The sequence below is a fragment of the Methylacidiphilum kamchatkense Kam1 genome (assembly GCF_007475525.1).
Taxonomy (GTDB): Bacteria; Verrucomicrobiota; Verrucomicrobiia; order Methylacidiphilales; family Methylacidiphilaceae; genus Methylacidiphilum; species Methylacidiphilum kamchatkense.
The window spans coordinates 1,013,682-1,029,275 of record NZ_CP037899.1 but is presented as its reverse complement, the minus strand read 5'-3'; the positions used below and the strand labels follow the sequence as shown (position 1 = coordinate 1,029,275).

Here is a 15,594-nt window from a genome sequence, read left to right as displayed (position 1 = left end):
CCAATGGGGCTTACAGTTCTTGTTGTTGAGGACGAAAAGAATCTGGCTCTTTCTTTAAAACGGTTTCTGGAAAACAAAGGCCATGAGACTACCGTTTGTTTCGATGGCAATAGAGGCTTAAGCCAATGTCTGGAAATGAATCCTGAACTGCTCCTTGTTGACTGCCGCCTGCCAGGAATAGGAGGCATTGAGTTATTGAAGAAAGCAAAAGCCGTTCATCCAAATCTCTATTCAATTGTTTTTACGGCTTTTGGATCAATCGAAGATGCTGTGGAAGCCATTAAGTTGGGATCTTTTGATTATATCCAGAAGCCGATTGATCTCCAAAGATTAGGACAATTAATTCTAAAAATAGAGGAAACCATTCGGTTAAAAAGAGAAATTGACTATTATCGAAAAAGAGAAGAAACTGAACTAGTGGGCTCTTCCCTAGCCATGACTCGTGTTAGGGAAATAATTCAAAAACTTGTCGCCCTTCCTTTGGACAAGTCGCCTCCCACCGTATTAATCACCGGAGAAACTGGAACTGGTAAAGATGTCGTCGCCCGTCTGCTCCACCGAAAAAGTTCCCGATCAGACAAAGCTTTTATTCATGTCAATTGCATTTCTCTTCCAGAAAATCTTGTCGAAGACGAGTTGTTTGGACATGAGCAGGGCGCTTTTACGGGAGCTAAAAATGCAAAGCCTGGCTTGATGGAAGCAGCCGATGGGGGAACGCTTTTTTTGGATGAAATCGGAGATTTTCCGATTAATCTGCAGGGAAAATTACTAACAGCCATAGAAAGTAAAAAAATTCGTCGCTTGGGCAGTGTTAAGGACAGGGAAATTGATCTTTGGATTATTGCTGCGACAAATAGAAATCTAACAGAAAAAGCCAGCTTAGGATCATTTCGCCCTGACCTTCTCTACCGACTGAACGTTGTCTCCATCTATTTGCCTCCTTTAAGAGAAAGAAAAGAGGACATAGCCGAGCTTCCCAACTATTTTCTTAGAAAATACGCTGCTCATTATGGAAAAAATATTCAAGGATTAGAAAAAGAAGTAATAGAGAGTTTTCAAAACTACAGTTGGCCTGGAAACGTTCGCGAACTTTCACATAAAATCGAGCAAGCCGTCTTATGGTGTGAAGACAATATTATTAGTTTACGGCATATTGATGCAGTTTTAAAAAATAGGTTTCAAGACAATAGCTTCTTCCCTCAACCTTTTGTTGATAAAAAAGAACTCATAAAGTGGCTACTTAATGAACCATTCTCTTTAAAAGCATTTGAAGGAGAATTAATAAAAACGGCTCTGGAAATGACGCATGGGAACTTTTCTCAAGCAGCACGCCTTTTAGGGGTTACTCGAGACTGGCTTAGGTATAGAATTGAAAAAAAAATGTTCGATTCTGATTGAGCTTCTGCTTTCCTCCAGTTTTACGATATTGGCAAAGTATGAGACATACAAGAATGCCAGGGCAAATAGGTGCTCTCCTAAAAAAGATTTCGGGTACCCATTCACTAAATGGGAGCTATCCTCTATATTCCATCTATTTTTTTGGCTTGAAAAAAGCATTCATAGATCTAGTATAAAAAAATTGAAAGTAGTGTATGCCTCCTGCCTCGACAGGAACAACGGATATAAAAACCGTATCGTGTGCTAGCTAAATGTTCAATTCCTATAAGGAATGTGGAATATTAACTAATGATTGAAAGTTTATAGAAAAAAGCCGATTGTCTTTTATGCACTCGTGGCGGAATCGGCAGACGCGCAAGCTTGAGGTGCTTGTGGGTTTTCCCGTGGGAGTTCGAGTCTCCCCGAGTGCACTTTTTATACAATAGATGTTTTTCTTCCCTTCAAATTCATTTCTCATTTAAAGTATAGTCCTGCTGACATGTATGGACAGTCAATCCTTCAACAGAACAACGCATAGACAGCTAGGAGAAAAATCGGAATATGCTCCACCTCCGCTTTGGTGGAAGGATGCCATCATCTATGAAGTCCACGTCAAATCATTTTTTGATGGCAACGATGATGGGATTGGTGACTTCATAGGAATGACTCAAAAACTGGACTACATCAAATCGATTGGAGTGAATGCCATTTGGTTATTGCCTTTTTATCCTTCTCCTTTGAAAGATGACGGATACGACATATCTGATTACTGCGCTGTGCACCCTGATTATGGTGAGCTAAATGATTTCAAAATTTTTTTACTGGAAGCTCACAAGAGAAACTTAAGAGTGATCACCGAGTTAGTTATTAATCATACTTCTGATCAGCATCCATGGTTCCAAAGGGCCAGAAATTCTCCTCCGGGAAGCAATTACAGAAACTATTATGTCTGGAGTGATAATCCGGAAAAATTTAAAGAAGCTCGAATTATTTTTAAAGATTTTGAATCATCCAATTGGACATGGGATCCTGTAGCAAAAGCTTATTACTGGCACCGCTTTTATTCTCACCAACCGGATTTAAACTTCGATAATCCTGAAGTTAAAAAAGAAATTTTTAAAATTATCGATTTCTGGCTTGGAATGGGAGTCGACGGGTTGAGATTAGACGCAGTGCCTTATCTTTTCGAAAGGGATGGAACCAGTTGTGAAAATCTGCCTGAAACCCATCAATTTCTTAAAGAACTCCGCAGCTATGTTGACACCCATTATGCCAATCGGATGCTTCTTGCAGAAGCTAACCAATGGCCAGAAGATGCCGCAGCTTATTTTGGCCAAGGGGACGAATGCCACATGGCCTTCCATTTCCCACTGATGCCAAGGATTTTTATGGCGATGCGAATGGAAGAAAACTATCCTATAGTGGATATTCTAGAACTAACCCCCCTATTCCTGATTGTTGTCAATGGGCCACTTTCCTTCGTAATCATGATGAACTGACCTTAGAAATGGTCACCGATGAAGAAAGAGACTACATGTACAGGGTCTATGCGAAGGAGTCTCGAGCAAAACTCAATCTAGGAATTCGGCGAAGACTTGCTCCTCTTCTCGATAACAACAGAAAAAAAATGGAACTCATTTTTACGATTCTCTTTTCTCTCATGGGTTCACCAATCATTTACTATGGGGATGAGATTGGTATGGGAGATAATATCTATCTGGGAGATCGCAACGGAGTTCGAACCCCAATGCAATGGTCTGAAGAAAAAAATGGGGGCTTTTCAAAGGCTAATCCTCAACGACTCTATTTGCCACTGGTCATAGATCCTGAATATCACTACCAGGCCGTTAATGTGGAATTGCAACAAAACAACCTCTCTTCCTTTCTTTGGTGGATCCGGCGTGTGATCAGCATGCGGAAAAAATATCTAGCATTCAGCCGTGGAACCATAGAAATCATCAATCAAAGCAATCCTAAGGTTTTAGCTTTCATTCGAAAATACAAAGAAGAGATCCTATTGGTTGTTATAAATCTTTCCCGTTTTACTCAAGTTACGGAAATCAGTCTACCTGATTGTATCGGCTACATTCCAACAGAAACATTCGGTAAAGCTACTCTACCAAAAATAACCGAAAACCCTCTTTTATTTGTCCTTTCTCCCTATGCTTATTTCTGGTTTTCTCTCAATCCCTCCTATGACTCTTCTCAGCAACAATTAGAAAGAGTTTCAACGATTGCTCTTGAAGAGGTCCCTTCGCCATCCTTTTGGTTAAGCTCAGAGGGGGAACGTTTTGCTTCTAAAGTCCTGCCCTTGTACCTTTCTCAGTTTAAGTGGTTTAACCTTCTGGGCAAAAAGCTGCTGCGGGTAGAAATCCAGGATGCAATCGAATTAAAAGCCCTCCGGTTTTTAGGAGAAGATATACAGTGTGTATTGTTTGCTTTTTATTATGATGTAGGGAATCCAGAACCATTTTTCTTTTTTCTGAAAAAAACTGAGAAAAAAGACGTTGATGAAATCGGAAAGAAAAATCCAGAGTGCGTGTTTTGCAAATTCAAAGAGAAGGAACAAGAGGGACTGCTTATAGATGCCATGTATGAATCGACATTTCGTTCCTGGATGCTTGATTGGATTGCCTCTGGAAGACATATAAACTTAGGAAAAGGTAAAGTAGTGGCAAAGCCTTCTTCAAAACTTGAAGAAACTTGTAGAGAAGGACAACTCCCCATCTCCTCTCAAGTGCTTCCTGACAAACAAAGAAATTTGTTGATCAACTTTGAAAATAAAATAATGTGCAAGTTTTACAGACCACTAAACGAGGGGATCAACCCTGAAATAGAAATTTTAGAATATCTAGAATCGAAAGAAAGCCTTCCTTTCTTCCCTAAGTACCTTGGAAACGCTGAGTTTTTATCTACAGACGGGACAGTCCATTCTTTATGCTTGATAGAAGAATTCATTCCTAATCAAGGGGATTGCTGGCAGCTGACCATCGATTCTTTAAGTCGATATTATGAAAGAGTCCTCGAATCAAAACAGTTGTTTTCAGCTCCTAGAGATCTCCTAAAGATGGATCCTTTACAGTGGCCTTCCGAATGTAAGGCAATCTTGGAAGGAACATATGTAGAAAAATTACGGTCGATCGCTGAAAAAACTGCAATGATGCATAACTGGCTTTCCGCTGAAAACAAAGATCCAAACTTCTCCCCTGAACCGTTTACAACATGGTACCAACGCAGCCTCTTCCAATCAGCTATGGAATATCTTTTGCGTCTTCAAAGACAATTGTCGAAAAACAACAAGGATTTAAAAGACAAAGAAATTCTAGGTTTTTATGAAAAAATAGAGATCATTGAAAAACAACTTCAACAGATTCTGATTGCTGGCAATTACGGGTTAAAAATACGGATTCATGGGGATTTTCACTTACAACAGCTTTTGTATACAGGAAAGGATTTCGTAATCATAGATTTTGAAGGAGAAACAGAAATACCATTTAGCCAAAGAAAGTTAAAAAAAACGCCGCTAAAGGATATTGCTAGTATGATCTTTTCTCTCTATTTAGCAGCATTTTCGGCTCTTGAATCCTCCCTGCTGATTTCTCAAGATAAGCCATGGCTAGAAGATATTTCGCTCTGCTGGCATAGGTATGCTACAGCCGTTTTTGTGAACCGATACTTAGAAGTGGCAAAATCTGAAATTCTCCCACAAACAAAAGAAGAAAAAGAAAGGTTGCTCCACTTTTGCTTGCTAGAAAGGGTGCTCTATGAAATAGAATATTCCTTGAAAAGATCTCTGATGAAAGAAGCATCTTTTTTATGTAAAGCAGTTCTGTCTTTTCTTAATTTTCCATTGACCTTGATCAGCCAAACAAAAACAATACCTATGGCTAAGAATCAATGAAGGAAGTAATTCAGTAAGGACCGTTCTTTTTTCTCTCACAATGGTTCTCTCACAATGGCAGAAGAACAACTTTTTTTATAGGACAGAGTTCAAGGATAATGAACATGTTGTCTTCTATAATTCCAGTTGGTTCCATTTGTTCTAATGATGCAGTCTCTTTTGTTGTATGGGGCCCTTTCCTTTCGGATTGCGCTGTACACATATACGAACCAGAAGATCTAATCATCCCAATGGAAAAAGATAGTCGTGGATATTGGAGAGGCTTACTAAAAACCTACGAGAAAAAAAACAAAATTAGGTATAAATACAGAATCAACAAGCTAAAAGAATATCCCGATCCAGCTTCTCAATATCAGCCTTACGGCGTCCATGACCGATCCGAAGTTATCGATTTTTCAGCAATTAAAAAAAGCGAAATCACTGAAAAAAGACCCACTTTAGATGATTACATTATCTATGAATTGCACGTGGGCACATTCACTCCACAAGGCACTTTTGAGGCAATCATACCCAGACTACCAGTCTTAAAAGAATTAGGAATAAATGCTCTAGAACTTATGCCTGTAGCGCAATTTCCAGGAAAAAGAAATTGGGGTTATGATGGGGTTTATCCTTTTGCCGTTCAGAATAGTTACGGAGGACCATGGGGATTGCGCAAATTAGTAGATAGTTGTCATCAGATTGGCATGGCAGTGATTCTTGATGTTGTATATAACCACTTAGGCCCGGAAGGTAATTATCTTAGTCAATTTGCTCCTTATTTTACCCAAAAATATAAAACACCCTGGGGAGAGGCCATTAATTATGACGATGCTTATTCTGACGAAGTTAGAAATTTTTTTATATATAATGCTCTTTTCTGGTTTTCCGAATATGACATAGATGCTTTAAGGCTGGATGCGATTCATGCCATTTATGACGAAAGCGCGTATCTTTTTCTTGAGGAATTAGCCGATAAAACAACAGAATTTTGTCATACATTCAATAAAACCCATTTCCTTATTGCCGAAAGTGATAGGAATGACCCCAAATTCATTTATCCGAAAACCTTTGGAGGCTGCCATCTCCATGGACAATGGTGTGATGATTTTCATCATGCTCTGCACGCTTATATAACCAAGGAAACAAAAGGATATTATTCTGATTTCGGCTCCCTTTCACATATTGCAAAAGCTTTTAAGCAAGGATATGTCATTGATGGGTGCTATTCTTCTTATAGAAAACGCAAGCATGGAAGAAAACCTCAACATGTCAAAAGAAGCCAACTGATCGTTTTTTCTCAGAATCATGATCAGATTGGAAATAGGTATTTAGGAGAAAGACTTTCTTGTCTAATTGATTTTAGTGAACTCAAAATAATTTGTGTATTGACTCTTCTTTCAGGCTTCATTCCGCTTTTGTTCATGGGTGAAGAGTATGGAGAAAAAAATCCTTTTCTCTACTTTGTCGATCATGGGGATCCCAATCTTCTAGAAGCCGTTCGAAAAGGAAGAATGAAAGAGTTTGCAGATTTTCATGGAGACAAAGAAGGATATGATGCAACAAAACAAGAAGCTTTCAATAAATCTATTATTAATTGGGAATTAAGGACTGAAGGGACACACGCCATTCTATGGAAATTGTATCAGCATACGATTGCATTACGCCAAAAATATAAATCTTTAATATGCTCTGCAAACATCTCTCCTACGGTAAATTTTAATGAAGAAGAAAAGCTCTTTTTCTTTTTTTTTAACAATAAACAGGAAAGCCTCCTTGGAATAACTAACTTCGACTCAGTAGAAAGGAGATATTTGATCGAGGAAGAAGTTGTCTATCCATTGGAAAAAATTCTTGATCTTGCTGACGAAAAATGGAGTGGATCAGGATCTATTTCTCCTGACCAAATAGTTGCCTCCTCCACCTCTATTCCGATCAGTCCAAAAAACATCGTTCTTTACTATAGTTGTTGAGATCTCTTACCGTTAAATACGGTAGATCTTCATCCATTCTACGCTTTGACATAATGCGCCCAAAGTGGTGAGATGCCGAAGGCACTGCAGACCGCCGAACGATCGCCTATGCCTACTTTTTATCCATAATCAAAAAGAGGTTTGGAAGGGTGGATCCTCGAATGTTGTTGTGTCAGGTAGGATCTGACGTTCGAAGGCATCTGGCGCAGATCGTACGGTGTGCCTAAAATCAGTCATGGCAAAGCAGACAATCAGCTTAGAACCAATCTAGACAGCTTTGAGTAGATTGGAGGGAGTAGCAGAGAAAAACAGAAAGACCTTTTGAATTAGCTTATAGTTGAACTCTTTAGAAATGGCATTATCTACTAAGGCCAAAATCACAACTTTTGCATACTCCAAGCTGCACTGCAGGAATCGACCAGTGTGTTCCATGACATTGATGTTCATTTCAAGATCAGCCAGAAACTCATGAGCTTAGTTCGGTTACGGTTGGCTTTACTCTCAATTTCAAAAAGGATATTGGTGACCCGTTTGGTCGTAGCGGCTTGCATTGCCTTCAATTCGGTTAATCTAGTTTCGGACACATGCAAATATCGGGAAGCCGATAGGGTTTTTAAAAGCCGGTTCTTTGACAATGATCTCCCACTGGTGTCTGTTCAAAGGAAAATAGCATCTTTCCTTTCCAAATCCAATACGAGATAGTTATCTAGAAGATGTCCTGCTTTCTTATTGCTTAACTTCTTACAGATTAACAGAGTTAGTCATTTTGTGTTCTAAGTCTAGTGAACACTCCATTCTGTCTACTCTCTCTTCGTAGTCTGTCCAAACCATAAACCCACAGGGAGTATATCTAATGCTTCGCCAACATTGACTTTCCGATCCCATTTTCTTTTTTCCCCATCTACCAGCAGAGAAGACCATTCCAAAGGCGCCTCTTCAGGCAACATCAAGATAGTATCATGCCAAATTCCACCTCCAACAGGAAACTGGCCTTCTTTGCATAGCTCCGTGCAGAACCTTGGGACTATAGCTATAATCCAGCAGTTGGCTTGTTGCCTAAGAAAAGCAAAAGCATTCCTTGCTTTCGACCCTTGAAAGGTCAATGGAATGTAGGATTTAGAACCGAAAACTTCAGGAAATTTCTTTCTAGCCTGCAAGCCCTTATAGGTGAGCCAAAACTTTATGCGGCCATCCGCACTGTTCATTACAAGTTCTTCGACCAAAGCCTTTTCATCACTTACCTCTATAAATTCCATCAGAATTTTTTTTCGCCAATCGAAATCAATGGGTCTGCGATTGTCTGGATCAACAAATGAAAAATCCCACAGCTCACAACCCTGATAGAAATCTGGAATTCCAGGAGATGCAATTTTTAAGAGCAGCTGTGAAAGAGAATTAATGATTCCAAAATGGGCAATTTTCTTTTGAAAAGGAAGAAAAGAGTCCCAAAACTTTGAATTCTTCGGATTTAAAAGACTCTCAATAAACTGGCAACATTTTTCTTCATAAGCGGTATTGGGATTCTGCCATCCAGAAAAGCTTTTTGCTTCCCTGCTGGCCTTTATGAAATACTTTTTAAATCTGTCCAAAAAAGAATCGATTTCCGAAAGGTCAAAAGGCAAATGTCCAATAAGAGATTGATAAATGAAATATTCCGCATTATAATCCGGAACCATGATGTTCCCCACTTTGGACTTTTCCGGTTCATTGATTTCTGTCCATTGATATAGAACCTTTTCCCATTCTTGTGGAATTTCTGAAAGTACATTTATCCTTGCCCGAGCATCTTCCCCTCTTTTGGTATCATGCGTTGAAGTGGCATTGAAAGTAAAAGGCCACCACAGCGCTCTTTCTTTTAGAAAGGAATGAAATGTTTCTGAAGAAATCCCTAGGATGGATGGATCATTGCCAACTTCGTTAAGAGAAAGTAACCTATTGTAGACATAAAAAAGACAATCTTCGAGTCCTTTTGCCATCAGTGGGCAACTTAGTTGCTGGAAGCGTTTGATAAAATTTTCTCTTTCCCGTTCTTCCTCCTCGGAAAAAGAATGTTCTATTTCCCGAAGAAAAAATTTGAGGATAAAATCCAATTCCACTGAAAGTTCTGGAAGGGTTTCTTTGGCAATATTGACAGCTTCTTCCAAAAACATTCTATCTTGTTTACTCATTTGACCATTTGAGATATATGTTCTGTAAACAGGAAAACAGGAAAGGACCTCAACAAGAGCTCTCCGGATCCCATAGATAGTGACATCTGGGCCAAACCAGAGACGAGAACAAAGAGAATGCAGGATCAAAGCAATTCGGTCAAGGTCGCCAGCAAGCCTCCTTCCAATAACAAATCTTTTCTTTTCTCTTAAAAGTTCTTCATATTCTTGATCTATCCCAGTGTACCTTCGATAAATTCGATCCATAATGGGACCATTTTCTGGGTTACAGAAAAGCTGAGTAAGAAGAGCTAAAAAATCGTACCCTGTCGTTCCTTCAGTCTGCCAACCAATAGGAAGTGTTTCTTTTAACGGACGCAGAATCTTTTCAACAATGGTATAGATCCCTGGAATTCTTTTTCGTAAAGCGCTTAAATATTTTTCAGGATCAAGCAAGCCATCAATGTGATCGATACGAAGTCCAGTAATTTTGCCTTCCTCTATCAATCGGTAGATAAGACAATGGGCTTCTTCAAAAACTTCTTCCCGTTCCATACGAACAGAAATAAGATCGTTAATGGTAAAAAACCTTCTGTAGTTAATTTCCTCCGAAGCCACTCTCCAATGGGAAAAGCGAAAATATTGTTCGGTAAGCAACTTGTCCATGAGAAGAAAATGCCCTGGCTCTGTCTTGTCTTCCGAATTGAATAGTTCAATAGTCCTATCCACGCACACTCTGATCAGCACATTTTTCGTGTAAAGTTCATTCAATATGTATTTAATGAAAGAAACCTGTTCGATACGTTCTTGTCTAGATTCGGAAGCTCCAATATTCTTAAGGGTATAAACCACACCGAGGAGTTTTAGATAATCTGGATCTTTTGTATCTACCCGCTTTCGAATCGTATTTAGGACGGAAGTCAGAATGGTTGCATAGCTCTCTATTTTCAGAGGAAATTGAATATCATAATAGCGGACGTAAAAAGAACCCAAATCAAAGACCAGCTTTATTTCTCCCTTGGACAAGGCTTCTCCATAATGAGGTCCAAGAAAGGGAGCAAGCACCCTTCCCTTCAAAGATTCATAAGGATGGTTCCATTCGATATCAAAAAATTCATAGTACCGGGAGTAAGGTCCATGCTCGAATACATCCATGAGCATGGTGTTTTCCTTGCTGTAGGCCATGTGATTAGGCACAAAATCTTGAATCCATCCCATTCCTTTTTCTTTCAACTTTAAAACTATATTTTCATAGACAAGAAAATCTCCTAACTCAGGATTAATCTTTGTATAATCCACTACATCATACCCATGGGAACTGCCTGGCTTAGCTTTGGTAATGGGAGAAGCATATATATCTGAAATTCCCAATTGCGCAAGATAATCGATGATCTTTGCCAGTTTTTCGAAATTAAATGACTTATTCAATTGAACTCGATAAGAGGCTAATGGAATTCTCATAACGATCATTCATTAAGATAAAGAAGTTCAACATAATCTATCTTCTGTTTTCGAATGAGAAAAGCAATTACAATGAAGGGTATAAGACAAAGAATTTCCTTTAAAGCTTTTAGAAAGATTTAGCCAAAACACAAGTCCCTGCAAGCTAGCTTTTAGCCTGCCGCCCGTGCTGAAAGAAAGGCTTTCAAAACTCCTTCCTTTTAAGTGCAGCTCATCAAGGTTTAACAAAAGTGGTTCTTTGCCAACAATTTTGAAACGACAAAGAGAGGTTTACAAAAAGAAAGAGAGACAAATTCCTTGAGCAGCTGTGGCAACATCCAATGAGATAGCTCAAGGAGTGGCATGATTGTCTTGAGCCTATTAGCCAAAGCTAAAGACAGCAAGAATAGCTTTCTAAAAAGAAACTTCCTTTTTATTTTTTAGTTTTATAGAAATAAAAGCATTGTTTTAAGAAAGTAGAAGGAAATAACTCTTTTTCTACCTACAAACTTTATAGGGATAAACGATCATTCTATCCATTCAAAAAAAACTTTTAAAGGAACTACTTATGAATAGCTCACTTTCCCCTAGGCTATGGCATGCATTAAGTGAACACTATCAAAAAATTTCTCCACTCCACATGCGGGATCTTTTTCATTCCGATCCTCAAAGATTTGAGAAATTTTCAATTTGTTGGGGTGATTTCCTTTTCGATTATTCAAAAAATAGAATTACTGAAGAAACTCTTTCTCTGCTTTTGCAAGCCGTCACAGAAGTCGATCTTCCTGGATATATAGAAAAGATGTTTTCAGGGGAGAGAATCAATTTTACTGAAAATAGGCCAGTGCTTCATGTCGCTTTAAGGAATAGATCTGATCGGCCAATTTATGTAGACGGAAAAGATGTTATGGCCGATGTCAAAAGGGTTCTAGAAAAAATGAAAAACTTTGCGGAAGCAGTCAGATCTAAACGATGGAAGGGATATAGCGGAAAACCCATAAAAGATATTGTAAATATAGGTATCGGAGGATCAGATCTAGGCCCTCGAATGGTCACCCATGCCCTAAAACCTTATGGACATAAAGAGCTTAACGTTCATTTCGTATCGAATGTGGATGGAACAGATATTGCAGAGGTACTAAAAGCAATTGAACTAGACTCGACCCTTTTTATCATCTCCTCAAAAACATTCACTACCAAAGAAACCTTAACGAATGCACATACGGTAAGAAAACGGCTGATAGATTATTTTGGCGATCCAAAAGCAATTGAAAAGCATGTCGTAGCTATATCAACCAATGAAAAAGCGGTGAAGGATTTCGGTATTAGCCCAGAAAACATGTTCGAATTTTGGGACTGGGTTGGTGGGAGATATTCCCTGTGGTCTGCTATCGGATTATCTATCGTTCTTTATATAGGAATGGATCAGTTTGAAGAACTACTTTATGGGGCTTATCTTGTGGATGAGCATTTTCGAAATAGCCCTCTAGAAAAAAACATCCCAGTGATCATGGGGCTTCTTGGATTTTGGTATGGCAATTTTTTTGGAGCTCAAACTTATGGCATTTTTCCCTATGATCAGTACTTAGAACTTTTTCCAGTTTATCTCCAACAATTAGACATGGAAAGCAACGGGAAACGAATTCGCCGAAATGGAACCGTTGTGACCTATACCACAGGACCTATTCTGTGGGGAAATCCCTGTACCAATGGTCAACATTCTTTTTTCCAGCTTCTCCATCAGGGCACGCATCTCATTCCTTCAGATTTCATTGCTCCCATCCAAACGCATAATCCCATTGGGAATCACCATCTTATTCTTCTTTCCAATTTTTTTGCTCAAACAGAAGCCTTAATGAAAGGTAAAACAGAGCAAGAAGCTAAAGAAGAAATGCAAAAAGCGAAGATGAATCCTGAAACTATCGAAAAACTGCTTCCACATAGAACTTTTCCGGGGAATCGGCCATCAAACTCCTTTCTTATCCAAAAAATAACTCCAAGGACTCTTGGTAGTTTGATCGCTTTTTATGAACACAAGATTTTTGTTGAAGGATTGCTCTGGGATATTAATTCCTTTGATCAATGGGGAGTAGAACTAGGTAAGCAGCTTGCTACAAGGGTTGAAGAAGAGTTAACCGCTGGTTCATTACTCTATGAGCATGACGCTTCGACAAAAGGACTGATTGAATTTTATTTGAAACAATCCAAATAGGAAGATAGGAATTTTCTAAAAAATAATAGAAAGAAGCTAATTAGCAGTTGCCGAAGAAAAAAAAGAAATTAATCTTTAATGTTAAAAAACATCTACTTGATGTGGATGTATTCATAAAAATAATGAGAAAGAAAAAGAAAAAAACAGAAGAAAAGACCGAACCTGCCGCAAATGAAAAGGTAGCAAAGCAAAAAGAAAGTACTGTACAATCTAATGCTATGTCAAACTTTGAGAATTTAAGCAATGCATCTAATGAAGTAACTATCTCCTTTGACAAAGGAGATAATATTAATCCAAATCTTAAAATTGCTGATTTATCTGAAGAAGAAAAAAAAGCATTTTTGCAGCTTCAAAAAGAACGGCTTTTAGACTTGAGGGAACAAATCATTGAGCAAATGGAAGGGGTTTCTTCGGATGTTTTAAAATCGAGGCCCGAAGGTGGAGAATCTACTGGGTTTGGTGTCCACCAAGCAGATGCTGGTACCGACGTGTATGACCGAGATTTTGCACTTAGCTTGCTATCTCAAGAAAATGATTCTCTTTTTGAAATTGACGAAAGTCTAAAGAGAATAGAAGAAAATACCTATGGAGTTTGTCAAATGTGTGGCAAACCAATTCCTATCATCCGCCTGCTAGCTATTCCGTATGCCCGGTTTGATATCGACTGCCAACGTCAATTTGAAAAAGAAAAGATGTATCAACTTAGAAAAAGATGGGAATCTGTACCTCAATTTGCAGATACTGAAGAGCTCTTAGAAGAGGAACATGGAGAGGAAGAAGAAGAAAAAAAAGAAAAAAATGATTAAATAAAGGTGGTGCAGCTATGGGTAGAAACAGTGGTAATTTAAAGGAAAAAAAGAGGAAAAAGAGAGCGTTAACAACTCCCAAAGTTGTTAAAAAAAGAGTGGACATCGATGCAGAAGCTATAGATTTTAGAAATGTTGAGCTACTTAAAAGATATGTAACCGAAAACGGAAGAATTCTTCCAAGAAGAATTACAGGGCTGCCTGCAAAACTTCATAGGCGACTAACTAGGGAGATAAAAAGGGCTCGAAACGTTTTGTTGATGAAATAAGGAGAATTTCTATGTCTAGAATTTGTCCAATTCATGGTATTCGACCTGCTAAAGGTAGGAGAATCATCAGAAAAGGGAAAGCTAAAAAGAAGGGAGGTATAGGCTTACATACCACGGGGAATACGCCACGGTTGTTCCTTCCAAATTTAAGAAAAAAAAGTATTTTCGTTCCAGAGTTGGGAAGGAAAGTTAAAATACGGGTCTCTGCAAAAGGATTAAAAACCATGATGAAAAGAGGAGTTTTTCCTCTCCTAAAGGAAAATGGATTGATTTAATTTTCAACGAAACTTAAAAAAAGGTGCTTTTATGGCATACCAAGTTGTGAGCAAAAAATCAGGAAAAACCTATTACCTTCATTCAAGGGAACAGGTTCTTAGAAACGGGCATAAGGTTACTCTTTACTATTTTTCTACCCAGATTGGAGATGGGGCACTTGATGCCTTACCTAATGGATATGTTGTCACGGAAAGCGAACGGACTGGGCTTCCTATTTTAAAGAAAAAAAGATAAAGATAACCTACTAAGTGCGTTTTATGGATATTTATTCTTTAGAGCATCCTGTCATACAATTTGAAGCGGACCGTTGGGATGCGGAATTTTCAAAAGAGATACAGGAAAAGGCAATAGAATCCCTGGAAAATGGCTCTGTCCTCTTTTTTCCCAGGCTCAATTTTTCTCTTTTACCTGAAGAGACAAAATTTCTTGAGCCTTCTTGGGTTAGTGGAGCAAAAAATATTAGCTATGATCCAAGGAATTCTAGCCTCAAAGGTGTTGAAGGAAAGACAGAGGATCTTAAATTGCTCAGTGGGATGCTCAAACGATATGCCCAAAAGACAAAGGAATTTCTTCATCTGCTTTTCCCTTTTTATGGCTCTTCATTAAGAATAGCCCGCACAAGTTTTCGGCCGGTAGAAATTTCTGGTCGACCAACTTCGCCAAGAAAAGATGATACAAGACTTCATGTGGATGCCTTCCCATCTAGCCCCACGGGAGGAGAAAGGATATTGAGAGTTTTTTCTAATATAAACCCCAGTGGTAAACCAAGAAGTTGGAGAATTGGAGAGCCTTTTCCGCAATATCTCAAACACCTTCTTCCTCAACTAGAATCCCCTACCCCTGGTAAACGCTTTCTTCTTTATGCTCTTGGAATAACTAAAGGATATAGAAGTCTATACGACCATTACATGCTCCAGCTTCATGATAAAGGAAAACTCGATTTGCAATATCAAAAAAATTCTCCTCAGGTGGCCTTCGATTTCCCAGCAGGAAGTACTTGGATTGTTTTTACAGATCAAGTACTACATGCAGTAGATAAAGGGCAGTTTCTCCTAGAACAAACATTTCATATTAAAATAGAAGCTTTGAAACATCCTGAGAAATCCCCTCTCAAACTCCTGGAAGCTGCGCTCAACAAAAAGTTAGTATCAGTTTAAAGCTATAAAATGCCCCATTACGTTTCTCACGAAGCTCTATATCCATTAGAGCTCAGA

General features: G+C 38.6%; 9 protein-coding genes, 1 tRNA gene and 1 pseudogene. 10 read left to right on the top strand and 1 reads right to left on the bottom strand.

Going from position 1 to position 15,594, the window contains the following annotated elements:
* Positions 1–3: 3 nt before the first annotated feature.
* The 4 genes and pseudogenes from kam1_RS04850 (at position 4) to treZ (ending at position 7,230) form a co-directional block, all read left to right on the top strand.
* Positions 4–1,398 carry a sigma-54-dependent transcriptional regulator gene (locus kam1_RS04850; protein WP_143958285.1) on the top strand — a complete coding sequence of 465 codons (1,395 nt, stop codon included), beginning with the start codon at positions 4–6 and terminating at the stop codon, positions 1,396–1,398.
* A gap of 328 nt (positions 1,399–1,726) precedes the next feature.
* Positions 1,727–1,808: transfer RNA gene (locus kam1_RS04845), tRNA-Leu, on the top strand.
* A 72-nt stretch (positions 1,809–1,880) separates the two neighbouring features.
* A pseudogene (gene treS / locus kam1_RS04840) lies at positions 1,881–5,278 on the top strand (maltose alpha-D-glucosyltransferase).
* Positions 5,279–5,382: 104 nt separating this feature from the next.
* The gene (treZ, locus tag kam1_RS04835; RefSeq protein WP_244946175.1) at positions 5,383–7,230 is read left to right on the top strand and encodes a malto-oligosyltrehalose trehalohydrolase; all 1,848 of its coding nucleotides are present in this window, start codon (positions 5,383–5,385) and stop codon (positions 7,228–7,230) included.
* A gap of 800 nt (positions 7,231–8,030) precedes the next feature.
* On the opposite strand, the gene treY is transcribed toward treZ, so the two are convergent.
* A complete protein-coding gene (gene treY / locus kam1_RS04825; RefSeq protein WP_039721745.1) occupies positions 8,031–10,838 on the bottom strand; it encodes a malto-oligosyltrehalose synthase in 2,808 nt (935 codons plus the stop codon).
* 547 nt (positions 10,839–11,385) lie between these two features.
* On the opposite strand from treY, the gene pgi reads away from it, so the two are divergent.
* The 6 genes from pgi (at position 11,386) to kam1_RS04795 (ending at position 15,537) form a co-directional block, all read left to right on the top strand.
* Positions 11,386–13,029 (top strand): glucose-6-phosphate isomerase, encoded by a 1,644-nt coding sequence (gene pgi / locus kam1_RS04820; protein ID WP_039721659.1) that lies wholly within the window; start codon positions 11,386–11,388, stop codon positions 13,027–13,029.
* A gap of 122 nt (positions 13,030–13,151) precedes the next feature.
* Positions 13,152–13,835, top strand: coding sequence for a TraR/DksA family transcriptional regulator (locus kam1_RS04815; RefSeq protein ID WP_052250496.1), 684 nt, complete (start codon positions 13,152–13,154; stop codon positions 13,833–13,835).
* Positions 13,836–13,852: 17 nt separating this feature from the next.
* Positions 13,853–14,104: a 30S ribosomal protein S18 gene (gene rpsR / locus kam1_RS04810; RefSeq protein WP_134390553.1), complete on the top strand. Its 252-nt coding sequence runs from the start codon at positions 13,853–13,855 to the stop codon at positions 14,102–14,104.
* 11 nt (positions 14,105–14,115) lie between these two features.
* Positions 14,116–14,379 carry a 50S ribosomal protein L28 gene (gene rpmB, locus kam1_RS04805; protein ID WP_039721660.1) on the top strand — a complete coding sequence of 88 codons (264 nt, stop codon included), beginning with the start codon at positions 14,116–14,118 and terminating at the stop codon, positions 14,377–14,379.
* Positions 14,380–14,410: 31 nt separating this feature from the next.
* Positions 14,411–14,614 carry a hypothetical protein gene (locus tag kam1_RS04800; protein ID WP_012463350.1) on the top strand — a complete coding sequence of 68 codons (204 nt, stop codon included), beginning with the start codon at positions 14,411–14,413 and terminating at the stop codon, positions 14,612–14,614.
* Positions 14,615–14,637: 23 nt separating this feature from the next.
* Entirely contained in the window at positions 14,638–15,537 is a 900-nt protein-coding gene (locus kam1_RS04795) for a Kdo hydroxylase family protein (RefSeq protein WP_052250497.1), read from the top strand.
* Positions 15,538–15,594 lie beyond the last annotated feature (57 nt).

Excerpts from the sequence above, each read along its gene's own strand:
- kam1_RS04850 (WP_143958285.1), top strand. The coding sequence starts at position 4 with ATGGGGCTTACAGTTCTTGTTGTTGAGGACGAAAAGAATCTGGCTCTT.
- treZ (WP_244946175.1), top strand. The coding sequence starts at position 5,383 with ATGTTGTCTTCTATAATTCCAGTTGGTTCCATTTGTTCTAATGATGCA.
- treY (WP_039721745.1), bottom strand. The coding sequence starts at position 10,838 with ATGAGAATTCCATTAGCCTCTTATCGAGTTCAATTGAATAAGTCATTT.
- pgi (WP_039721659.1), top strand. The coding sequence starts at position 11,386 with ATGAATAGCTCACTTTCCCCTAGGCTATGGCATGCATTAAGTGAACAC.
- kam1_RS04815 (WP_052250496.1), top strand. The coding sequence starts at position 13,152 with ATGAGAAAGAAAAAGAAAAAAACAGAAGAAAAGACCGAACCTGCCGCA.
- rpsR (WP_134390553.1), top strand. The coding sequence starts at position 13,853 with ATGGGTAGAAACAGTGGTAATTTAAAGGAAAAAAAGAGGAAAAAGAGA.
- rpmB (WP_039721660.1), top strand. The coding sequence starts at position 14,116 with ATGTCTAGAATTTGTCCAATTCATGGTATTCGACCTGCTAAAGGTAGG.
- kam1_RS04800 (WP_012463350.1), top strand. The coding sequence starts at position 14,411 with ATGGCATACCAAGTTGTGAGCAAAAAATCAGGAAAAACCTATTACCTT.
- kam1_RS04795 (WP_052250497.1), top strand. The coding sequence starts at position 14,638 with ATGGATATTTATTCTTTAGAGCATCCTGTCATACAATTTGAAGCGGAC.